This window comes from Janthinobacterium sp. 61 (assembly GCF_002846335.1).
Lineage (GTDB): Bacteria > Pseudomonadota > Gammaproteobacteria > Burkholderiales > Burkholderiaceae_D > Janthinobacterium.
In genome coordinates this window covers 1,939,169-1,961,866 of the sequence record NZ_PJMQ01000001.1, presented here as the reverse complement: position 1 = coordinate 1,961,866, position 22,698 = coordinate 1,939,169, and the positions used below count along the sequence as shown (strand labels likewise).

At 54.6% G+C, this 22,698-nt stretch carries 17 protein-coding genes; 8 read left to right on the top strand and 9 right to left on the bottom strand.

Annotated features, from left to right (window positions below):
- The first annotated feature begins 26 nt into the window (after positions 1–26).
- Positions 27–536: an AlpA family transcriptional regulator gene (locus CLU92_RS09015; protein ID WP_101481612.1), complete on the top strand. Its 510-nt coding sequence runs from the start codon at positions 27–29 to the stop codon at positions 534–536.
- Positions 537–607: 71 nt separating this feature from the next.
- Here the strand turns inward: CLU92_RS09015 and CLU92_RS09010 are convergent, their stop codons facing one another.
- On the bottom strand, positions 608–1,243 hold the full coding sequence (locus tag CLU92_RS09010) for a LexA family transcriptional regulator (RefSeq protein ID WP_101481611.1): 636 nt from the start codon (positions 1,241–1,243) through the stop codon (positions 608–610).
- 86 nt (positions 1,244–1,329) lie between these two features.
- Positions 1,330–1,902: a hypothetical protein gene (locus CLU92_RS09005; RefSeq protein WP_143452581.1), complete on the bottom strand. Its 573-nt coding sequence runs from the start codon at positions 1,900–1,902 to the stop codon at positions 1,330–1,332.
- 174 nt (positions 1,903–2,076) lie between these two features.
- Between CLU92_RS09005 and CLU92_RS09000 the strand changes: the two genes are divergently transcribed.
- From CLU92_RS09000 to CLU92_RS08990, 3 genes are all read left to right on the top strand, one after another.
- On the top strand, positions 2,077–4,575 hold the full coding sequence (locus CLU92_RS09000; protein ID WP_101481609.1) for a type IV secretion system DNA-binding domain-containing protein: 2,499 nt from the start codon (positions 2,077–2,079) through the stop codon (positions 4,573–4,575).
- A 153-nt stretch (positions 4,576–4,728) separates the two neighbouring features.
- A complete protein-coding gene (locus CLU92_RS08995) occupies positions 4,729–5,316 on the top strand; it encodes a hypothetical protein (protein ID WP_143452580.1) in 588 nt (195 codons plus the stop codon).
- 56 nt (positions 5,317–5,372) lie between these two features.
- Positions 5,373–6,512 (top strand): ArdC family protein, encoded by a 1,140-nt coding sequence (locus tag CLU92_RS08990; protein WP_101481607.1) that lies wholly within the window; start codon positions 5,373–5,375, stop codon positions 6,510–6,512.
- Positions 6,513–6,897: 385 nt separating this feature from the next.
- On the opposite strand, the gene CLU92_RS08985 is transcribed toward CLU92_RS08990, so the two are convergent.
- Entirely contained in the window at positions 6,898–8,853 is a 1,956-nt protein-coding gene (locus CLU92_RS08985; RefSeq protein WP_101481606.1) for an AAA family ATPase, read from the bottom strand.
- A gap of 223 nt (positions 8,854–9,076) precedes the next feature.
- Between CLU92_RS08985 and CLU92_RS08980 the strand changes: the two genes are divergently transcribed.
- Positions 9,077–9,904, top strand: a complete 828-nt coding sequence (locus tag CLU92_RS08980) for an abortive infection family protein (RefSeq protein WP_101481605.1) — start codon at positions 9,077–9,079, stop codon at positions 9,902–9,904.
- A gap of 106 nt (positions 9,905–10,010) precedes the next feature.
- A complete protein-coding gene (locus CLU92_RS08975) occupies positions 10,011–11,174 on the top strand; it encodes a Shedu immune nuclease family protein (RefSeq protein ID WP_101481604.1) in 1,164 nt (387 codons plus the stop codon).
- A gap of 485 nt (positions 11,175–11,659) precedes the next feature.
- Here CLU92_RS08975 and CLU92_RS08970 read toward each other — a convergent pair whose 3' ends face one another.
- Together CLU92_RS08970 and CLU92_RS08965 are read right to left on the bottom strand one after the other, a co-directional pair.
- A complete protein-coding gene (locus CLU92_RS08970) occupies positions 11,660–12,562 on the bottom strand; it encodes a hypothetical protein (RefSeq protein ID WP_101481603.1) in 903 nt (300 codons plus the stop codon).
- A 138-nt stretch (positions 12,563–12,700) separates the two neighbouring features.
- Positions 12,701–14,275 carry a hypothetical protein gene (locus tag CLU92_RS08965; protein ID WP_101481602.1) on the bottom strand — a complete coding sequence of 525 codons (1,575 nt, stop codon included), beginning with the start codon at positions 14,273–14,275 and terminating at the stop codon, positions 12,701–12,703.
- 229 nt (positions 14,276–14,504) lie between these two features.
- Here CLU92_RS08965 and CLU92_RS27745 point away from each other — a divergent pair, with 229 nt between their 5' ends.
- Both CLU92_RS27745 and CLU92_RS08960 read left to right on the top strand, forming a co-directional pair.
- Positions 14,505–14,675, top strand: coding sequence for a hypothetical protein (locus CLU92_RS27745; protein ID WP_180338469.1), 171 nt, complete (start codon positions 14,505–14,507; stop codon positions 14,673–14,675).
- 243 nt (positions 14,676–14,918) lie between these two features.
- The gene (locus CLU92_RS08960) at positions 14,919–16,487 is read left to right on the top strand and encodes a DNA cytosine methyltransferase (RefSeq protein WP_242428393.1); all 1,569 of its coding nucleotides are present in this window, start codon (positions 14,919–14,921) and stop codon (positions 16,485–16,487) included.
- Positions 16,488–16,522: 35 nt separating this feature from the next.
- Here the strand turns inward: CLU92_RS08960 and CLU92_RS08955 are convergent, their stop codons facing one another.
- Genes CLU92_RS08955 through CLU92_RS08940 form a run of 4 tightly spaced genes read right to left on the bottom strand, consistent with a single transcriptional unit; the run spans position 16,523 to position 22,698 of the window.
- Positions 16,523–16,972 (bottom strand): very short patch repair endonuclease, encoded by a 450-nt coding sequence (locus CLU92_RS08955; RefSeq protein ID WP_101481601.1) that lies wholly within the window; start codon positions 16,970–16,972, stop codon positions 16,523–16,525.
- Between the two features lie 41 nt (positions 16,973–17,013).
- The gene (locus tag CLU92_RS08950; RefSeq protein WP_101481600.1) at positions 17,014–18,789 is read right to left on the bottom strand and encodes an AIPR family protein; all 1,776 of its coding nucleotides are present in this window, start codon (positions 18,787–18,789) and stop codon (positions 17,014–17,016) included.
- Positions 18,790–18,791: 2 nt separating this feature from the next.
- The gene (locus tag CLU92_RS08945; RefSeq protein WP_101481599.1) at positions 18,792–19,802 is read right to left on the bottom strand and encodes a PD-(D/E)XK motif protein; all 1,011 of its coding nucleotides are present in this window, start codon (positions 19,800–19,802) and stop codon (positions 18,792–18,794) included.
- On the bottom strand, positions 19,786–22,698 hold the full coding sequence (locus tag CLU92_RS08940) for a Z1 domain-containing protein (protein WP_101481598.1): 2,913 nt from the start codon (positions 22,696–22,698) through the stop codon (positions 19,786–19,788). Before CLU92_RS08940 ends, CLU92_RS08945 begins: the two co-directional genes overlap by 17 nt.

Below are 22,698 nucleotides of genomic sequence, written 5' to 3'. Positions count from 1 at the left end.
ACGGCCATTCACTCAACGGAGAAAAGATGAGCTGCTTTTATGGAAAACAATGCAATTGCGTCGGGCAATGTGACTGCTCAAAAGATGACTCCGCCGACAACCCGTCTCTTGCGGACATTGCGGAAGCTGAGCGCATGCGCGTGAAGCTTATGATCATCAACGACTATCAGGTGGAATCGGCGTTCATCAATGTCACCAAGCTGGCCCGCATCCTCGGCATTTCACCCTCTACTATTTGGAGACTAATTCGCAATAGGCAATTTTTCATTCCCTATCAGATCTTCAATTTCACCCCCATGGTCTGCATAGACGACCTGGTCGAGTGGTATTGTGCGCGCGATTGCCTTTCGGCACTGGAGGCTGCCGAGACCGAGGCGCTCGAGAAAAACGAGCAGGAAGAGACCGCCCACGTTCGCAAGATGAAAGAGGAGGCCATGGCGCGGGCGCGGGCAACCTCGATTGTTGATGATGCCTTGGCTACGATGGGGCTGGCTGATAGCAGTCCACGCTCTAGGGTTTTTCGGCCGAGGCGATGACTTTTGCTAAAAAATGGCCTGGCGCTTGGGAGATGACGGTCTCCCAAGCGCCAGGCCATTTACGCATGAAATCAATGAATGCTGCTGGAAAGAGTGATCACGATGCCCAAGATGCGCATGTGCGATCTGTCGATGATCGGAATGGCCTCAACTGCCGGATTCGCTGCGGTCAAGATATGAGCGCCGTCTATGATTCTTAGTGTTCTAATAATCCTGCCAATGCCTATTACATCCGCGCACACGATGTCGCCATCCTTTGGCTCGGCATTGAGCTCGACGTCGACCATGTCGCCGTCCTTGATTCCAAGGTCGCGCATCGAGTCGCCATTAATGCGCACTTGTTTTTTTGCATGTGTAATTGCCGAGGCGATGCGCGCAACGTGCTTCTCCTCAGCGGTCATGCCAGCGCCTGTCGTCGATGGGATCTGAATCGAGGAGCGCATTTGAGTTGGGAAGGGCTCGTCATCACGGTTTTTTCTGGCGCTGAGCCACTGACCATAGGGCTCCAACGGCGCTTCCGCAGATGTTTCCTTTTGGGGCAAGGTGTCGTCGCTCGTCATTGACGCAATGTCATCGGCGGAGAATTCGCCACTAGCAATGATGAACGCCTCGAGTGGCGAGAGCCCGGCGCTTGCGGGCTTGGCCTTGCTGGGGTTTGAACGGGGCGCGGGCTTCCCCGCGCCATTTTTCTTAGTGTTTCGAATCATCGGAGAGAGCCTCTTCGTTTCGCCATGCGCCGCGATCTCAGCGTGGCATGAGCGGCAGGAAGAGTGCTTCCGCCGTCACAGCCGGATCAGAGTCTCTCCGACTTTTTAAACTTTCGCAAGACCCGCTTTCTTGCCGCGTCATATGCGCCAACGGTGAGGCCGAGCGAGGATCTGATTTCCCGAGCCGGCATGTCCGACAGAAGGCATGCAAGAACGTCCCCCGCGACTCTGTCGGCCCCGGCACGGAGCTGGCCTAGTATCGTCTTTGTGGAGATGCTATCGGCCAAGCGCTCCTCGGCGCGAAGGACAGTCTCTTCGGCGGAGATGTGAAAGTTCTCGCCCAGGAAAGACCACTCAAGAATGTCCTCGACTGGAATGCCCGATGCCGCCTGCGTCAACTGCTTGTTGCGATCGGCGCCGGCAATGCTGCGCATGGTCATGACCAGGTAGATTTCAAAATTAACGCTTTTGGGCCAGCGGCGGCGCTGCTCCACGGTCAGGTATAGAGCCTCATGCATCAGATCCAGGGGCTCGGTGAAATGGGTTCCCTTTATGTATCTTCTGGCCACTCCTTGCAAGATTTGCCTTTCGCGGGCGCTGATGTTGGTATAAGCGAGCATCGTTTCTTCTACCGTTCCATATTGAGTCATTGCTGTCATTGCTTCCTCCGAGTGATTGTCTTCCTGCCTTCGACTGCAACTTGAAAGAGTCTTCTGCCTAGCCGGATTTGTTTGTCTGATCAGCGGCGGCGCTGGCCGCTCGTCAAGACGGCCGGCGCCAATGTCCGAAGCTGATTTCCCTCCGCAGTGCCCTGATTGGAATTGGGAGAGGCGATGAACAGCGACAATGGTCGGACTGAATATGACTGGGGCATTTCTGCCCCGGCCGCGCCATCAGTGGGGCGGGTGAATGTGGTGGGATGGATCGGCGCCAGCGCCACGCTTGGAGTTTTTCTCGGGATTTTGGCGCTGATGTTGTCCTGGCGGGCGCTGCCCTGGCTGAATGACCCTCCGGGCTCCATCTCGCTCCATTTCAGCTACCTCATTCGCTCGGCCTTGCATGGCGTTTGGAGCTGGGCATTTTCAGATGCTGCCCGCAGCTATGCCCAATTTCTGGAATCGCTGTCTGCGGGGGATAGAATTGCTTTGATTTCTCGCTTGATGTTTGCGCTGTGGGTCGCGTGCCTGCCCGCGGTGTTCCTGGCGAAAATCTACCTCGCTCCGCGCAATGGCCTGCTTGTGCTGAGAGGATCGGCGCGCCATGTTGGCGCCCAAGCGGTCGAGGCGCTGAATCTGATGCTCGCTGACCGGGTCAAGCGCCGGCCTGATCATCCGATTGCCCCGGACGTGCCTTATCCAGCTGACATGTGGACTAGGCACGTCCTGGTGGTGGGAGGCGTGGGCTCTGGCAAATCGACGGCGCTCAAGCCGATGATCCAAGCGGTGATCGAGGCGGGCGAGAGCCTGCTCCTTTTCGATCCGAAGGGAGAGTTCACAAAGGGCTTTGGCGAACCCGAGATCATGGCGCCGTGGGATGCCCGGTCCCTGGCGTGGGACATCGCGAAGGACATGCGGAACATCGGGGACATGCGGCGCTTTGCCGCAGCCATGATCAGGGAGGCCCAAGATCCGATGTGGTCCAACGCGGCGCGGCAGATCGTTGTCGGCTTCATGATCTATTTGAAGACGACGCGAGGGAATGGGTGGGGATGGCGCGAGCTGGCAGAGATGATGTCCATCCCGCAGGCCAATATTCTGCAAATCATGGAGGCGTGCCATCCAGAGGCAATGCGGTCGGTGGAGAGGGCATCCGTCACCACGCAGGGCATTTTGATCAATTTGTCTTCATTTTGTGCGCCGATCTTTGACCTGGCCGATGCTTGGGGCGAAACACCGGAGGATCGCCGTGTCAGCTTTGTGGAATGGGCGCATGGCGGGATACCAGCCAATGATGTTGGCGAGGCCATTGAAGGTCGCGGCGCCATAGATGATGGTGAGCCCGTTGAGGGAGGTGCGGGCCGGAAAGGTAAAAGGAAGGGCGGGGAGGCAGTTGAAGGGGAAGCCCGTCGGAAAGGTAGCTCGAAAGGAGCCGGTGAAGTTGAGCGGGAAGGTGGCCGTAGAAGTAGCGGGAAACATTCCCGGGGCGTGCGCCGGCAAATCATTCTTCAAGGGCATGGCGCCTATCCGGAGCTCACCAAGGGCTATTTGGAGGGAATCATTGGCACCGTCTCTGCGATTGTGAACAGCGTGGAGATGGATGACGACGAGAGCCGCAAGCTGTGGATCATCGCGGACGAGTCGGCGCAGATGGGCAAGGTTCCGATCCGGCCGCTTTTGGAGGTCGGCCGCTCGCGAGGCGTGCGCTGCATCCTGGCCTGCCAAGACTTGGCGCAGCTGGAGGAGATCCATGGCGCGCTCATGGTGAAGGCGATGGTGTCGATGGCCGGCACCGTCCTGGTCGGGCAGCTCATGCAAGGAGACACCGCGGAGCAAATGTGCAAGGCCTTGGGCTCCCGAGAGGTCGAGCGCTCAAATATTTCCTACGGTGGCAGCGGAGGGACTGGCTCAGGCAGCTCGACGACACTTTCGTTCGCGCGCGACGAGATCGCCATTTACAAGCCATCGGAGCTGGGCTCGCGTCTTGGCCCGACCGCAGATGGTAAAGGGGTGCGCTTGGCGCTCTTTACCGGCGGCCAGGCATACGAGCTGTTCTGGCCACATTACAAAATGAAAAAGGCCAGGGAGGCTCACGTGCCAGCCGCTTGGACAAAAGAAATTAGCAGAGGGGTAGGGTTTATTGGTAGCCCTTCTGTGTCACCCGAAGCCTCGATCACAGCATCAACCCTAGCCGCAGCGCCAATTCCTGCAGCAACCCCAGCAGCAACCCCAGTTGCAACAATATCGCCAGCCGCAAAGGCAGCTCCAATCTCTAGCACAACCTCAGTGGCAGCTCCTGCATCAGCAGTGCCAGCAGCAAGCACGGCTCTAATTCCAGCCGGGCACACTGAGCCAAACACTTTTTATCCCGATTCGTCTGGCTCGTTCGCTTTTTCCCGTGTTCCACTTGGAGCCAGCGTTGACTCGCCAGCATCGAGGACAGATTTTCGCCCGGAACTTGCGCCATTGACCAAAATTGAGCCGGTGCGCAGTGAGCTGCCCAGCGATTTGCACGGCTTGCCGAGCGTGGAGGAGCTATCAGCTATGCTGAATGAAGCTCTTGATCTTAAAAAAAAGAGGGCATCCAAAAAGACTGGCGACCGCTCGTCGCAGTCTTGCCAATTTCCTGGCAAGCAATCGGCGAATAACCACGCGCCAAAGCAGTCCCGTGCATAGCTGAACGGAAGAAGCATATCTAATGCTGCCGGCAAGGGCCGCAAGGAATGGTGCGGGGACGTGGCCAGCATCAGCGGCGAAGGCGGTGGGAGGGCAGGGCCGGAGCAAGAAGCCAGGTGTTGGATGTCGAAAACATGCTGTATGGGAGGTTTGATGAAAAAAATGAAATCAAGACGAGAAAACGGTTTCAATTGCTCGGGTTTCATCATCAATAGGCTGTGCCTTGCGGAGGTGCGCGAAAGCCCACGAGGTGCCTCGTTAGCCACTCAAGCCATTGCTAACGAAGACGAGGTCCTAGCTGATCTGGATGTCGACCTTGTTGGGGACTTGGGCAACGACCAGGATTTGGCGTCTTCAAGTGACCGAGCAGGTATTGGCGCACCCATTGAAGCCCCTATTGAAGCCCCTATTGAAGAGGAAGCCCCCATTGACGAGCTCAATACTAAATTTCGAAAGATTTGCATTCAAGATCAGCAAGCTGACAAGGAAAAATACGCGGGGATGCTTTTTGTAAAGCTGGAACTTTGCTTTTACTTGCACAGCAAGTTAAAGGAACGTGGCTGTGTGGAGCGAGCCAGCTTGTCGCGGGAACTGGCAAATGTGATCCGAAAAATGCTAACGGACCAGGCGCATATGGATCGAGTTCATCAAAGAATTTGCGGTGCAAGCCTAGCGCCGCGCGCGTTTTCCCAGGACCAGAAGGGGGGCATCAGGATATTGATCCCCAATAGGTCTTTGTAATGTAGGGAGGAACGATCTGATCAGGTCTTCATAGTGGCAAAAATAAGAGGTGAGACATGCGTGTCGAAAACCCAGCTGTGCAATCTAACGGACATGCTCGCTCTGCAGGCGAAAATGTTGGAAATAAAGCAGACGTGAAATCTGAGATCGCTCTCACACTGATTGAAGCGATGAAGAGCGGGAATACCCCCTGGCAAAGACCTTGGGCGGCGCAAGCTCTCAGGCCAGTGAATCTCGCCACGAACAATGGATATCGAGGCATAAATAGGCTGCTGCTTGCTTTGGGGAGCTGTCTTAATGCCGAGGGACGCTCCGATCCTCGGTGGGCGACCTATCAGCAGGCGCAAGCAAATGGCTGGCAGGTCAGGCGTGGTGAGAAAGGGACCCCGATCGTGAAGTTGGTTGAAGTCGGGAAATCTGCGAGCCCGGATGCGCATCAAAGCTCTTCGGCTGGCAATCGGCAGCCTGCCGACAGCGTTCGATCTAATGCCAATACAAATGCCGGAAGTGGAAGTAGAAGGGGTGGGGGAGGGGGTGACGCGGGAGGCGGACCTTCAGGCGGGCGGAATGCGCAGACAGCTGAGACCGAGCGCAAGGCTTTCGCGCTTCGCCGATACGTCGTCTTCAATGCTCAGCAAATGAATGGCGTGCCACCTCTTGAAGCCCCATCTGAAAAGCTGTTCGATCCTGTTGCCCGGGCGGAGGCGGTGATCCAGGCTCTCAAAGAAAAGACGGGCTTACTCGTCGTTCATGGTGGCACCGATGCATGCTACGTGCCGGCCCTGGATGAAATACGTCTGCCGGCCAAAAAGTCATTCCATAGCGTCTATGACTACTATGCGACGGCCCTTCACGAGGGGGCGCACAGCACGTTGCACAAGAAGCGGCTGGACCGGCAGGAGGCGATCGCCAAGCGTTGGGGCGACGAGGCATATGCCGTGGAAGAGCTGAGGGCGGAGATCTGCTCGGCGATCCTGGCGGCCGAGACAGGCGTGCCAATGTCTCAAAGCCACATCGACAACCACGCGGCCTACCTTCAGCACTGGATCAAGGCTGTGAGCACTGACCCGATGACTATCTTCTCAGCAGCCAAGGATGCCGAGCTAATGGCGGAATACATGCTCGGGTTGGAAAAACAAATGATCTCCATGGAGGTGCACAAGGAATGGATCGTGGAATATGATCGCAATTGTTAGCGGCTGTGCCTTGCTTTCAGGCCCCTCATTTGATAAGAACTGAAATGCTAACGACTGTTAAGCTGGCTGTGACGAGCGTGCTATCAGATGTTGCCTCTGTATCTGTGATCACTCATGCAATTTTTAAAGCCTTTTGCCGAGGCTAAAAGTAATACACTTTGTGGCACGTCCTCTTGAGCCCAGCACCCGCATGTCCAAAGCTGCATTTTTGCCTTTAGGTTCAACGGTTCTGCTAGATTCGAAACATTACAACGATAGCATTCTCGCCACAGTATCAAACCACTAGCCAGTTTAGGCGCAGCGATGCGCCGTCAATCACGCTTGTCAATATATGCAAGGCGCCGCTTTGCTCCACCTCGCGACTCTATCGACTGGCTCTGGCACTCTAATTAAGCATCTGGTTGTATGTCGAAAAGATCTTTTCGGCGCGCGCTAGCGTAGTCAAAACCTGCGCTGAGTCGCCATCCAACACGTTGGGATTTTGGAGCAACCAACGCGCGGGACTGAAATGGTCGAACTCAGGAACGCCTTCCGGCATGAGTTTGAACAGCGCTTCCGCTTTTTTGACTGAGCGCGGCGTCGTTTCGTCTGCGGCGGCAAGCGACTCAAATGTCACGGTATGCGTGTGTGGAGGCTTGTATGCTTGATTCAGCAAGTCGACAAAAAGCTCCGTGGCGAAAATATCTTCGATGTCAGCCTCTGCTTGGTCGAGGAAATCCGCGATGGTGAAGAACTGCCCGGCCTTCATGATGTCCGACTTTTTGAGCTTGTCGATCTTGCCCACTTCGCCCTTGCCAATGTCGGACAGCACGGCGACGTTTATTTTGTTTCCACCGAAGAGGCGAATGAATGGCGCGATTTTGTCGATCCCGCCGGTTGGGCACACCACCCACTTCTCGCTTATGCCTTCGCGGTTGCGCTTCTTCAACGCTTGGGAAAGAACCTGCAAATAGATGATGTCCGAAGGTCCTTCGACAAGCCAAGTGTTTGGGGCGATGAACAACGTCTGGCTCACCTCGTATCCCAAGGCGCCTTGGAGTGGGAAAAGCGTGTCGCCTGTGACCTCGAGCACATCCGACCGCACTTTGGTTCCCTTCACCAAAGGCCTCGGGCCGTCGCCCTCGACAACGTCCTCGACAATCCGAACATCGGCCAACCGGCCTATTGGAACCATGAACGGCGAATGGGTGGTAAAAATGACCTGGTGTTCGGGAAGAAGCCGTTCGACGATGTAGCGCAGCAGATCCCCTTGGGCTTTGCCATGAAGCGTCAGACCAGGTTCATCAAGCAATATGATGGCGTTGGGGTTGGTCTTTTTGAGTTGCTTGAATTGCGCCAAAAAGGAGAAGAACCAAACGAAGCCAGAGCTGCGCTCGGATAACGGCAGCGTCGCTTTGTGATGGGTGTTTTTGATCCGCACCTGCGCCACAGTGCCTGCGTTGAATGGAGGTTTATCACCGGGTCTGCCGGCATCAAAATCAATCACCACCTCCAGCGCGTTGTTCTGACTCCAAAACTGAAATATTTCTTCGGTGATATCGTTGCCTGCGGCCTCACATTGGGCCTTTAACGCTTCCCGCTTGTCCGCCGCCGCGAGCTCTTCGGGCGTCGTCCCCGCATAGGCGAGAAAGTCTAAGAAAATCTGATCGCCAGGCTTCAGCTCTCCTGCCTGGCGATCAAGCTGCAACTGCTCTATTGATATCTCGCCAGACATCCGTTCGAAATGCGACGTGAAGAAAAATTTCGGCATCCTCGGTCCAAGCAAATCGTAGACAGCCAAAGTGAAGTTCAGATCGCGACAGCTTCTGATGTCTTGAAACAGTTCTTCTTGCGCGGCAGTTCGGTCAGGCAAATTGGATAAGACCTCTTCCGCTTGGCGCGCATCTTTCGCATCGAGAAGCACCGCCCGCTCCGTGTCATCAAGGGCATGATGTTTGATGAGATGCGACAGGCACTTGGCGGCGTTGACTTCCAAGGTCCAAGTTCGTCGCTCGTATCCAAATCCAAATTTGACTGTGAAAGTGTTCCCACTCAGCGCTTTCGGGCCGAAACGCTGCTCAACAACATCCAAATCGGTGCGATCGAGAAGCCACAACGTTTCCACCACCTCCGATTTTCCATCAGGATGGCGCTCATCGAATCGCGCTGAGAATCGACGCGGATAATCCGTCACCTTGTCATAGATAAACGGCTGGGCGGGCTTGATACCTCGCAACGCGTTGAGAAGCGTCGTCTTTCCCGCTTCGTTCTTGCCTACCAAACAGGTCAAGTCCCCGATTTCAAACTCTTCACTGTCTTCAACGGATCGATAATTTTGCACGCGCGCGCGAATCAATTTCATCTGCGGTTCCTTCTCAAATTGTCGACGGGTTGTCGGCCAAAAAAGTTACCAAGGGCGGCCGATGGCGCATGGCGCATCCCCCTGAAACTCTAGCTCACTTGGATTTCGGCAACTACATGACGCTCTTCAACAGTAGTTGCATGAATACACGACTATAAACTACTATTATTTATAAATATATATTGATCAACAACAGTGGGCTTGGCAACATCCAAGTAAATACATGTCATTGCCAATCAACGACGCCATCATTGGGTCTGTATCGAAGCTGATCGACGACTCCAAGAGCGGAGGCGTCTATCGCGAACCCACCCACTCCGACATCGAGTTCTACGTCGGCAGCGCCAGACTGTTGCACGCAGATCCGGCGCGCCAAGGACCCGTGGGCAAGGCCAAGAGGGTCCGCACAATTTTGACGCACGCGCTGGCCGAGGACGAGGCCGCCGGCGCCAAGCTGATTGAAGCGTTAATCTCAAAAGTGCGCTCGTGCGGCGGTTTCCGAGAGGCATCGCCAAATTATGTCGGCAAAGAGGCCATCGCGAATCTCGCCGCCGCCTTCGAGGTTGAGGGCTTCGTGCTGTCTTCGGATGGCACCGTCGCCCCCAAGGTTCTCAGCGCGCTTAAAGGCGCAGAGATGACGGCGGCATTGAAGGCGTATGCTGCGCGCGCGCAGCGAGGCGCGGAGGACGCGGCTTTAGTCGCGGGGACCGGCAAGGATTTGATGGAGGCGACCGCCGCGCACGTTCTGCAAACGATCAATGGAAACTATCCCGCCACCGGCGCAAACTTCCAAATGCTGTTGGGCATGGCATTCATGGCATTGGGGATGGCCGTCCCCGAATTGCCCGCCCAGCCTGGCGAAGAGTCTGTTCGCGGACTTGAGCGCGCCATGTTCCAATCGGCTTGCGCGGTGAACCGCTTGCGGAACAAACAGGGAACGGGCCATGGCCGGCCAGATCCAGCAAGCCTGTCCAAACACGAGGCAAAGGCCAGCATAGAAGTCGTCGGAACGGTTTCGGCCTACATGTTGGCCATGCTTGAAAAGCGCTAGCCAATGACCGCCGACGAATAATAGGTCCTAGCCCGGCCGCCACCCACAGTGGCGTCATCGCCGCCATCCTATCTAGTGGTGGCGAATCGACGCGCGGAGAGAAACGATGGACGACTCAGACTACGACATCAACAAGCGCTCCGACAAAACTTACATGAGTCGAGCCCTGCAAGGCTTTAGCGACAAGGAGCGCAAGGTTCGCATCGCATCGAAGGCTTTCGACGCCTCTAGCAACGAGTTGATCTTTGCTACGGTAAAAAAAGAGATACTCCTTCGGCAGAAGGAGGGCGGGAAGCGGATAGTCAAAGCGACGTTCTTCGAGGACTCTCGCACCGTTAGCGTGCTCAATCTCCAATCCTACACCGAAGCGACTGGCTCTCCGCACAAGTCAAACTTCGCCCTGATCGGCGACGAGATCACCAAATTCTTGGAGTTCGCTAAGCACATCCAAGAATACATTTTCCATCATGACCACGGGGTCAACATCACCGATGACGAGCTTCGTCGATTCATTCTTTCCGAGCGCCAAGCGACCAAACTGCTTACAGACAATCCAGATATACTCGCCGAAGTTCTCCGCACCAAAATAACCAAGGAAGATATTGTCGCCATCGCCTACCGCAAAGAGCAGCTAGCGGCGTATGCGCGTCTGCTCAATGAGCCTGAATATTTCGTGCATGCCGAGGAGTTCAAGGGATGCAATGGAGAGGCTCTTTGGCAAAGGTTCTTTGAGAAGAACACGTGGTTCTTCGGATATGGCCTTGGCTACTTGTTCCTATCGTCGCTCGACGACAAGAAGCTTGAAAGCGTCGTCCAAGGCCACTCGGTCGCCTCGCATGGAAAGAGAGTGGATGCGTTGATGAAGACGCGCGGGTTGATATCAAGCCTCTGCTTTGTAGAGATAAAAATCCACACCACCAAACTGTTGTCCAACAAACCGTATCGCGTTGGATGCTGGGCACCCTCGGCAGAGCTTGTCGGGGCGGTCGCTCAAGTGCAGGGAACAGTCCAAGGGGCCGTCGAGCAGATTGGAAACAAATTTGTCGGCAAGGATGAGCATGGCGCGCCGACGGGCGAAGAGGCTTTCAGCTTCCAGCCACGCTCGTTTTTGGTGATAGGTAGCCTGAGCGAATTCATGGGCGAGCACGGGGTCAATGCAGACCAATACCGGTCGTTTGAGCTCTATCGCCGCAACACGGTATGGCCCGAGATCATCACATTCGACGAGCTCTACGAACGGGCCAGTTACATCGTCAACCACAGCGTCTAAGGGGCGCGGCGTCTATCACGGCATTTGTCATTTGACTTGTGGGTGCCTCACGAAAATTGACGCCGCGAGGCCGAACCAACTTCCAGCGATGTTGTTTTCGAAGAACTCCGCTGAGCCGTCCTTGTCCATGCCATCCCTGCGTCTAGTGTTTGGATGCTTATGCGGCAAAAGGCCTGGGATCGGCTACCTCTACGAGCAGTCGCCGCAGCGCCACTACCACAGCGGTGCGCTCGCCTCGCTTGGCATGGGTTCGCCCGCATGGCGATCCTGGCCGAAGCGTGTAGGCGTTGACGCCGGCGATCACGACGGCGGGCATTATCAGCCGGCTTATCGTTCCGACGTATGGCGCCAAGCCATTTTTGTCATGATCATCCTTATTAACTCCCCAAATCTATCATGCCTTCTGCACTTTCACTATCCACTCTTAACCTGAACAGAGCCGATGTATTTGTGTTGTTAACCTTATTGAGACCCCTTAGCCCCGGTTATGACGGAAGAATGCGCTGGCCAATAGCCATCCAAATAAAAAACGCGACAATTGCCACGCCTTCCAGTGCGAGGATAATCTGATGCGTGCGGATGCCTTTACGCTGCGTTTCGAGAGCTCGTGAAAGTCCGGCTTCGCGCTCGGCCATCATTTCGAGTTTCACATCGAGTTTATGCTGCAAAGCCTCCGCTTCTACAAACTTATCTCGTGCGGTGGTTTCGCTCATGGCCAAACGCTCCGCTACGCGCATTTCGATAGCCATATGGACTTGGTCGAATTGAGCAAGCCGGTTGGCTATAATTTCTGTCCAGTCGCCAGACATAAGTCGCAGCCGCTCCTCGACTTTGTCTATGAGGAGCTCATGGGATTTAATCATAGCCTTCTCGGATTCAGCCAGCTTTTGCGCGCATTTAATAAGGTCGATCGCTTGAGCCTGCGTCAGACTTTTGGTTTCTTTCAATGAGTCGACCACTTTGCTAAATTCGCGTAGCGTGTTCGCATGAAGCTCTTGGTGTTCTTTGATGTTGCTGTTCTGCTTCTTGATGTCGCTGGCTTGGTGGTCTAGCGCAATCTGTTGACCTTGCAATGCCTTTTGCTGACCATTCATGATCTTGGCCATGGCCGTATTAAGTATCAGGAGATTTGAGGAGAGCACGCCGAGCTTTCGGAACTCATTGTTCACGTTGTCCTTGGCGTCGTCGATCTGATCGCTTCGGTCATTCCATATGTTCGAGATGAAATTGCCGTCGTTTTTCTCTCTGCGGAGTTGGCTCAACCTCTCCTCCGAGGTTTCCAAACGCTTTTTCGTGGACCTCATGTCCTCGACCATTTGCGGAACGTTGCTGTTCCTTAAAATATCCTCTGGCACCGTGACATTCGAAAACGCTTCGACGATTTGCATTTCGCTCAGAGCGAGGTCAGTCCTAGGAGTAGTAGATTCATAGGCACTGTCGGACGGTGGCGTGGATGGAGCGGATGATGTTTGCATTGGAGATTTTTTCTGAGGCGTTTCAGTGATTTGGTGACTAGGTAGATCGAATCACATATGTTTCAAGAAGCGTTCGATTTCGAGCTGCGAGGATTCGATGTAAGCCACCGTCGCCGTCGTGCTTTCGATTTGGAGCGCCATCTCCGCATTGCTCGCTTCCAAGCTCAGCCGCATGAGATTAGCGTCGTTGCTTGCGGATCCGAAGGACGCTCCGATATCCTTGTAAAGCTCGATGGATGTCGCGTAGTTGTTGAGGTTCGCTAGCGAGAAGCCGATCTGTTCCTCCATTGCGGTGGCAAACGCTTCCACGCGCTGCGAGTCCTCAATTAACTCATCGAGGCGGCGCTCGTCGCCAGCATTGGTGCACGCGTCGAACAGCCGGTCGATCTGATATGCCACCACGGCTGAAAGCAGGCCCACCATGATCCCGACCAGCACCGGCGCGACAATGTCGGCCAAGGGCTTAAGGAATGGTATCGTGGCCATGAAAGTGATTGCACTTTGTTCGATCATGACGCCCAAGGACGTGATGACGACAGTCGTCAAGATCTTCAAACCTTGTTGGGCAGCATCGCTATGGCTTATGTGCCTGGGAGGAAAAGCGATCAGCTTGAAGGCCTTGAAAAGACCCAGCAGGCCGTCGCGTATCACCCGAACCAGCTTTTCGCCCGTGCTTACGAAGGAGTTGATCACAAAGGTCAACAGATTGCTCATGAAGCCGCTGGCGCCGCCTTCGAAGAGCGCACTGAATGCGTCTGGCAGCTTCTTCGTTACTGAGCGAGCGACTCGTCCAAGCCGCTCTCCGATGTCCGCTAACATATTCTCCGCGAGCGCGAAGCCTTCCTTAATCATGATTTTGAATTCGTTGAACAGCCCGTTGACTAGCTCCGTTAGCAGGATGCCTAGAGATTGCCTCAGGCCCATGGCCAGAGCTTGCTTGCCCCCAGTTTTGAGAAGCTCGCCACCCTGTTTTTTGAACATGGCGGAGTTTGTCTCACCGTCGAATTTCTCTTTGGATTCGGCGTGCTTCTTAGCCACTGCGTCGGGGTCGATCGCGAAGCGCTCGGCGTTGCTTTTTTCCGCGTCCGCTGTCGACACCTTCTCGCTCCATTCTTTCGCGTCGTGGTCCTTCTTGGAACGATTGATGGATATGTCCGTGACCGCCAAATTCACGTCGTCATTAACCAGCGCCTTGATCTTCTCGACCGAGACCTTGCCGTCTTTGACTTCCCCGAGGGCCAGATGCATTTTGGCGTTCGTTGCTACCTCTTTTATCGGGATGAAATGGTCGAGTTCTGGTTTGGCCGAAAGCGCTTCATTGGTGTATTCATCCACGCCACGCGCGATCCGCTCATCACGCTTTACGGCCCATTCTTTTTGGGACAGCTCATACTTGCTCCGGTCATACGCCTCTGTGAGTGAGTCGTGCAAGGCCTTGTCGCTTTCTGTGGCGACGATGCCTTTCTCGAAATTCTGGACCGTGGTGACATTGCCGCCGGCCTTGTCGGCGAACATGGCCGGCGATAGCCCGAATGGGCCGATAATCTGGGAGAAGACGTGCTGTTGGCATTCTTCGAACAACGCGTCGAGTCGTTGTTGCTTGAGCTGCATGTTGGACGGAGCCATGTCTTCCTTCAGGGTTGCACGAATCACAATAGGCGCTCTTAAAAATCGGGACACGATTCGCCAAGCGAAAAGAATGATTTTAACCTACTAATGTTGCTCTCATGAAAATATCTATGCGCTAAGAATTCTTGTGAGTATGAATTTTTTCTGCGGTTTCATTCAATGTCCCCCGACAGTCACACGTAGTTGGCCCGGCCCGCGGCGACGCAGTGCCGAGATAGGTGTGCCAATGTCCCAACGTCAAATTGATAACCTCGCGGCCTGCTTCCAGCACTGGATCAAGGCTGTGAGCGCTGACCCGATGGCCATCAAGTCAGCGGTGAAGGACGCTGACTTGATGGCGGAATACATGCTTGGTTTGGAGAGGCAGATGACTACCATAGAGAGCCATAAGAAATAGGGCGCCGAATACGACAAAAAATGATACATCTAATAACTTAAGGTGAACAAAGGCTACCTTTTTTACTTTTGCATATTGGTTATGTTTCTGGAGACATCATCGATGTTTTGGCCTTCACATCGTTCGCGACGTTGTGATTGATATGAGATAAAATGATGGGTTTTGAAAAGTTTTGAGTGGTGGCGTAGCGGTTGTGGTATTCGCCGTTCTATCGGGGGTCTGAGTGATCCCTGGAATAATGATATGAAGAAAAAATTGATGGCACAGCGTAGCAAAATTCCCGTTATCGACTTGTTTGCCGGTCCGGGTGGCCTTTGTGAGGGTTTTTCTTCCATTGTGGACGAAAATGGGTTTCCAAGATTCGGCGTTAAGGTTTCCATCGAAAAAGACCCGGTTGCCCATCGAACTTTGATGCTGAGGGCTTTGTTCCGGAAATTTCCCAAAGGCAATGCGCCTGCTAGCTATTACGAGTATGTCCGTGGGGGCATGACTCGCGAAGAATTTTTGAGCCACCCGGAGATTAAAGACGCTGCGGAAGAGGCCTCGAAAGAGGCTCGCTGTGCAGAGTTAGGCGCGACACCCCATGAAACTATTGATGCTTGGATAAAAGAAGGTATAGGCGGCAAGAGAAATTGGGTGTTGATCGGCGGGCCGCCATGCCAAGCTTACTCGATGGCTGGACGCTCGCGCCTTAGGGGGAAGGACCCGGAAGCGTTTGAGAGCGATAAGAGGCATTTTCTATATACAGAGTATCTTCGGATCATTCAGGAATTTGAGCCATCGGTCTTTGTCATGGAAAACGTCAAGGGGATGCTTAGTTCCAAGCATGGCGAGTCCAAGATTTTTGAACGCATTTTGGCCGACTTGTCCGCGCCCAAAAATGGTCTCAGCTATCAGATTCGCTCTTTGGTTGTGGATGGCAATGAACTGAAGCCGCGGGATTACGTAATTGAATCGGACGATTATGGCATCCCACAAAGCCGCCACCGTGTGATTCTGTTTGGCATCAGGTCCGATGTTGTTGAGGCTACACCAGAACTTATGAGGAATCCACGACGATTCCTGCTGCGAAAAACCTTTCCAAGGCCGAGCGTAAATGCCGCATTGTCGGGTCTGCCGCCACTGCGTAGTCGAATCTCCAAAGAACCGGATTCGCACAAGACGTGGCTCGGGGTCATGAAAGTAGCTCCATTGAGTTTGAATTTGTGGCGCTTGCCTTTACGAACCCAGATTGAAACGCGGATGAAGAACGCAGTCGAGGCCGCAGAGAAATTACCATCCTCGGGAGGAACGTTCATCCCTATGGTAGTGACTCCTGGTGTAGAAATGCCCAAAGAATTGCGCTCTTGGTATCTCGATAGCCGGCTAGGTGGAGTGCTACAACACGAAACGCGTAGCCATATGCGCTCGGATTTGCATCGCTATCTATTTGCGGCTTGTTTCGCAAAAGAAAGAGGTTATGCGCCTACACTGTATGACTTCCCACCCAAACTTATGCCTGACCATATGAATGCCGAAAAGGAGAGCATTCCTTTTGCAGATCGATTTAGGGTCCAGCTTGGCGGTGCGCCTTCATCTACAGTTGTGGCCCACATCAAAAAGGATGGCCATTACTACATACATCCTGATCCTGCCCAATGCCGAAGCCTCACGGTTCGTGAGGCGGCAAGATTGCAAACATTCCCGGATAATTACTTCTTTGAAGGAAACAGGACAGAGCAGTATGGACAGATCGGAAATGCGGTCCCTCCTTTATTGGCGCGAAAAATAGCAAAGGTTATCTATAAATTCTTAGCTTCCCGTGAAGAGTAAGCCATTGACATAAGAAAAACGATTCGGTGGCTTACTCACCCTCGACCAATTTCCCCGCACGGGGTGTCTTGGTTGATCCACGCTGTGATTCTGTCGGACAATGTTTTGACTGTCTCTCGATCGCGAGTGGCACATTCCCAAACACACAAAACCCGCCAACCCATGGCTGTTAGCGCATCAAAGGCTCGTTGGTCTCGATCGACATTGGCTTGCAGTTTCTCAACCCAGAAGTCAGGCCGCGTAGCCGGAATTTTAAAATACTTGCATTCCTTGTGAGCGTGCCAAAAGCAGCCATGCACAAATATGGCGATCTTTCGGCTTGGCATGACAATGTCGGGCGTGCCTGGCAAGTCGCGTCGGTGCAGCCGAAATCTGAATCCAGCGGCAAATAACATACGCCTGACCAGCATCTCGGGCTGAGAGTTCTTACCCTTGATGCCGGACATCATTCGACTTCTGACCGATGGTGGCACGATGTCAGCCATGCGCCGATCCCCCAATGTCGATTGCCTCCGTCATGGATATCCTACCCCACCTTGACCTCTGGTATGTTGGAAGCGGCTATCGAGTAGCTGGCGCTCATCACTGCTTCTTTGCATTCTGGCCGCTTGGCCCATTCAGAAACCATGCGACCACCGGCGGAGGAATGTAGCACATCGTTGACTTCCTTGGCCCAAACTGCAATCTGCGAAAGAAGCTCAGAGGAAACTGCTTGCTTTGCCCAAATACGGTCGAGATCAATGCGGGACCCAAGTTTTTCCGATAGCAGTGAGACCGTATACGCAGTAACGTTGGCCTGAAATGCTTGAAACATTGGGCGCAAAAGTTTTTGGGAGTCTCGGTAAATTTTGGCTTTTGCGATCATGGCCTTGAACTCTGGAACTGTTGGCACAGGCACCTCTTGGCCATCGGAGGAAGTGAGGGCAGCCATGAAGCGGTCGAAGTTCTTTTGAGACCCTAGACTAACGACATCCGGTTTGCGGTCCCACGCAGTGATGTATTTTGCCAAATCGGTTTTGGTGATGCGCCGCGCCGTCGGAATCGCATCCTTTAGCGCTTTTAGTTTTGCTGGTGTTGTGCCTTCGCGGGTTAGCAGGGTGTTATAGCTACCAGCCGCGCGCTCGTAGAACCACTGGCCGACACCGTCCGGGCAGTATACCGAACGAGAGAGCTTTTCGATTTCGACGTGGAAGGGCTTGTTCGCCGAGAGATCCGACTGCTTGACTGCATTCTGACTGTTGGCGAAGCGCGATATATCTGAGACCAGCGCCTCCTCTTTGGTTGAGTCCTGGGTCTTCATCACTATAATCTTGGCCGGAACTCTGACATGGCTCAAATCGGTGTCGGGATATTTTTTCTTGGTGAAATAGAGCGAGGCAGTCGTTTGGCCACCGTTGACGATCTGAAGTCCTTTAAGCCACGCTATTCCCGTCGCGCCGTCGCCATTTTTGCCCAAGCGCATTTCATCGGCCACGATTACGATGCCATTGTTATATGCCATGAACCGCTCAGGCGCTGAACGCAAAGTGGTTTGAATGCCGGCATTGACTCCTTTTCCTTTGACGCTAAGGAATGAGCGGACGTTGGCTTCAAGTAACCGAGCGCCGAACTTCTCATAGAGCAGTCGGAGAGCCTCTCCGGGGACGGCTGTAAGCGCGTAGTCGTAGTCATCGTTTTCACCAGGCACGAAGACGCAGGGAAGAGGCCCGCCGGAGACCTCGTTGAAATCCACGACCAGCTCGTCGCGAGGTTTTCCCTCGGACCAATGGCGATGAAGCCGTTCGATGTCCATGACTTCGAGACGCACGGCCTTGCCGCCTATGTCGCGCGTCTTGAAGCTTTTGGATTTGGCGACCTTGTCGGTGATGACGTATACGCGGATTTGCTCCAAGTCGTTGTAGATGCCGTGCAGTGTCTCCGCCAGCGAACGCACGTCGCTTGAAGGATCAAGTTTCGGAGCCAACTTGCCTTCGGCGCATAGTGTCAGAAAACGCAGACACTGCTCGACAGCGGTCTTCGTCTCGGAATCCGGGATCGGCGTGGGGATATCGACGTTGGCGTATAGGCTGACGAACAGGTCGAGTTGGTCGCTATCTTCCGACACGGAATAGCCGCTGAGCCTTAAATTCGCATTGCCCACTTTGCCTTCAAAATGGCATTCGACAGGTTCGAACGTCATGCCTATTTCCGACATGTGGTCCATTACGATACCCGCGAATACCAATTCTTCGTATAACGCGCCGTCACGCATTTGTGAGCGGACGGTGGCCTGCGTCTCGCACAGGAATTCAGTCAAATTCATACTTAAATTGCTCCCAATTTTCTTAATGCTCCCTCTGTGCCAACGTTTTCGCCAGGCACCTTCTCGAGGTCAATTTCATACATAGCCTTCATGATACCCGCAGGCACATATCCCAAGGTTAGGCGTGGGAAGTCGCTCGTTACTTCGATAATGCGCGTTTCTGCTTGCTCAAATCGCCGTGGATAGCGCTCAGCGTGTGCGTCGATGTAGCCAGCAGCGAGCAGGCGCTCAGTAAAGAGCCGCTCCGCCTCGGCATCGCCCCGTATTGTCAACCGCATAGCATCGACTATCTCCGGCAGGTTCTGGCCGCTCTCGGTTTGCCGGAGCCGAGCGCCGGCCACAAAGAGAGGTTGCCGCGTCGAATCGTCCAGTTGCTCGAGCGAGCCGATCTTGGCTGTGAAGCCTGCCGTTGACAGTGTGGTTTTGACCTCCAGCGCGCCAGTGCCCAACTCGAAGTCCTGTATTCCGTCGAGTGGGCCAACCCATGATTCAATGGCTAGCGCCGAAGGGATGCCAGCGTTGACGATGGCGCGTAGTAGCGTGAGCTCCCCAATTAAGCCGATCTCGGATTCAGGACTGAGAACTTGCGTTCCTTTGCGCATGAATTCCTGCCAAGCCCCTACGCGCCCTGTGAAGACTCGCAGGAGTTTATTTTCGTCGGCACCGGCCATCACAGCGTCATCTAGAGCTCCGACTACATCGCACGCCATGGCCGCGAAGAGCTCCGCGCTACCCGCAGACTTTCGTGTCAAGGCAAGCCAAAGCTTGCCGCTGCCTTCTGGGTCGGCCCGCTCGACCGAGAAGCCCTGGCCTTCGGGGAGTTTGTCGGCTGCGGCGAGCCGCACGGTGGGGAAGCCTACCAACACCGCCTCAGTGTTGTCAGGCGAGCGGCGGCCGGCGCGCACTTGAAGTGGCCCTGCCGAAGGCAGGGAGATGGCCTGCCATCCTGGCTCAATGTCGGCGCCAGTAAGCGACGTCCATGCCATGAGAAATTCGTTACTCGGTCGGGCCATATTGCTGTGTCCAATAGAGAAGGTTCACTTCGTATTCCACCCGGATTCCGTTTTCGCTTGCAGGGAACGCGATGGCGAAAGCCATGATGGGTTTGTCCCAGCCAGGCACAATGAGGTTTTCAGGGAGTTTTTCTTTGCCTTTGTAGTATGGGGCAAGCGTATAGAGCAGTAGCAGACCGCGATCAGCATCGCCACCAAGCCGGTCTCGCGATTCGCGAATCCCTTTGCCGCTAGGAGTGATCGGCAACGTAATGCGGCCTCGGGCTGGCTCTGGCTTCCATGCAGCGCGAGTGCGCGCGAGTGCATCTCGCCATGCATCATCATTGAGATCTATGCCCTCGTCCTTTGGATCGGTGAGAACGCCGATCGCAAACATGGTCGGGTCTTTGGCGCCTGGCGTATCAGGATCTTCGGTCCAGCGTGTTTGGAAGGAGTCGACTTCAAAGTCGCCAGGGAAGACGTGCTTTTCACCAGCCCCTTCGCCGCCGGTAACAAGGGCGACACTCCATTGCTTCAACTTGCCGATGGCTATCATTTTTGTGATGAAATCCGTCAGCACTCCCGCCTTGGCGCTCGTTGCATTTGGATGGGTAGCATAGGCACCTAAGAATGCGAGCACATTCAAGGCGTCCACGTCTCTCCATAGGCGAGCTCCTTGCCACGAATCGGCTTGGCCGTCACGTGAGTATTTCGGCCCGGGCACGAAGTTCATACCAAGGGAGGAGATCAGCGCATCTGTCGCGGCAAGATTTGCCTTCTGGATATTGGCATCCCGATGAAACAGGATGGTTTGAGGCCTCGTGCCGCTGTAAGTCAGAGACAGTGTCTGCGCGTTGCGCATCTTCATGGGCGACGTGACCGTGAGACTCTCGTGCGACATGACTTTGAGGCCGTATTGCTCCGGTGTGAGATTCGCCTTCGCCATGAAATCAAATTCTTCGCGGAGTTCTTCGGATGCATCGGCGATATGGCCGAACCATTTCACCAAGTCTGGGGATGTGTAGAGTCGGCAGAGGTCCAAATAACCAGGGCGGTAGCCGAACCAACGTCCCATCTGCATAAGGGTGTCATACATCTTGGTCGTGCGAACGAAATAGCTTATGCAGAGGCCTTCAAGGGTCAGGCCGCGAGCAAGTTTGTCCCCGCCGACGGCGATGACTTTTAGAGCTGCACCGGGTGTGGCGTAGTCCAATGCGTCCTTGGCCGTTCCATTGATGGAGCGAACGGCAATATCGCCGAGCACATCTGGCAGCTTCGCTACCACATCATCCCATGAGGGTAGTTCAGGAGGGCGCTCCTCAGAGGGCGAGAGCTCCGCGACCATATCTCGTGTGGGGATGAAGTCCTCGTCCCAGAGCTTGCGCATTTGTGCAAGCAGTTCATTAGCGTCGCTGCCACGGGTGATCTTCTGGCGCATGCGGCGCACTGTTTCCTCTACTTGCTCACGCACATGGTCTTGGACGGCTACATATCGAGTGACGTGAATCAGCATAGAGCTGTGTTCGATCCCTTGGCCGCGCAATTCTCGCGCCGCGCATATAAGCACGAAGGAGTGGATAGCGTTGCGCAGCGACAGCGGTATCGTCTCTTGGCCCTTATGGAGCGGGAGGTGTGTCTTCTTGTGTTTGGGCGGCATCCATCCCGAGTCGGAATCGGGATCATAGTGGTCCAAGATGCTGCGTGCCAACGGCAGAGCCCCCACGCGGCCGTCCTTGGTCAGTTTGCCAAACATGCGGGCGGGGCCAACGTAGTTCGATGGGGCGGCTAGGTTGATGATGAAAGCTTTTGGAAAGAGGTCAGGACCTTCCTTTGCGGTGGCGCCTTTATGATGAATGTAGATGTTTGCGAATGGCGTGGCCGTGTATCCCACATACGCCTTTCGCGTGAAGGAGTGGAGAAGTTGACGGATGAGGCTGTTGATTGTTTTTGGCTGATGTTCCTCGTCGGGGGTCCCATCATCGTTGAAAGCCTGTTCGCCTGTATCCACCGAGGCGTTGTCAGCTTCGTCGTCGATCATCAGAAGCGGCAGCTTGGTGACCAATTTCCAATTGGGCATTGAGCTTGGTGAATCGGCTACACGTGCTTGAATCCATTTAAGGAGCTCTGTCAGCACAGTTTTTTGTTTCTTAACCACGAAGATCCAAGGTCGCTCTTCAGGGGAAATACCATTAAAATGTTTCGCGATGGCTTTGCTGAAATCGCCATTTTCTGCCCTGGTCGTCGCTGAGTTTGTTTTCAGGTCCTCGCCATACGCAGCCACGCCGATGGCCGCGCCAGCGTCGCGGTCTGCCGTTGTTTCGTATCCCAGGAAGCCTTCCTCGAGACGCATCTGGGTCTGTGAGCGCAGGTTGTTGTGCATGCCTGCCAGCACAATGATGATCTTGTAGCCGGCGTCTGCAGCCTTATTGATCAAGCCCGTGTAGTTGCTGGTCTTCCCTGATTGCACATGCCCCACGACGAGCCCCCGTCGATCCCAGGAATCGGTTCGCAGAGGATCTTCGAGAAGCCCGAGAATGTCATCAGTCGCTTCGTCTAGTCCATCGACGACCACGTCTGACAATTTGGACTCCTGATAGTCGCGGTAGCGTCGCCAGTAATGCCATTCTTTCTTGCGGGCGGCATTCAACCAATCGAAGTGCCCCGCGATGTCGACGAGGGTAGTTGCCTTGCCCATCCGATGACTGAACCGTTGGATTAGAGTGGCAACTACTTTGGCTTCGTCCAAAGGGATAGGTGGATCGGTAGCGAACATCGCCGCTGCCAACTTCACCTTGGCAGCGATGTAGGAGGGGGTAATCTTCGACGAATCCTTCTCTGCCTTCACTAGTCGCTGCGCGGTGGCGATGACATCTTCGAGTAGCTGTGTTTGCGCGACGGCCTCTTCTGCTGCAATCAT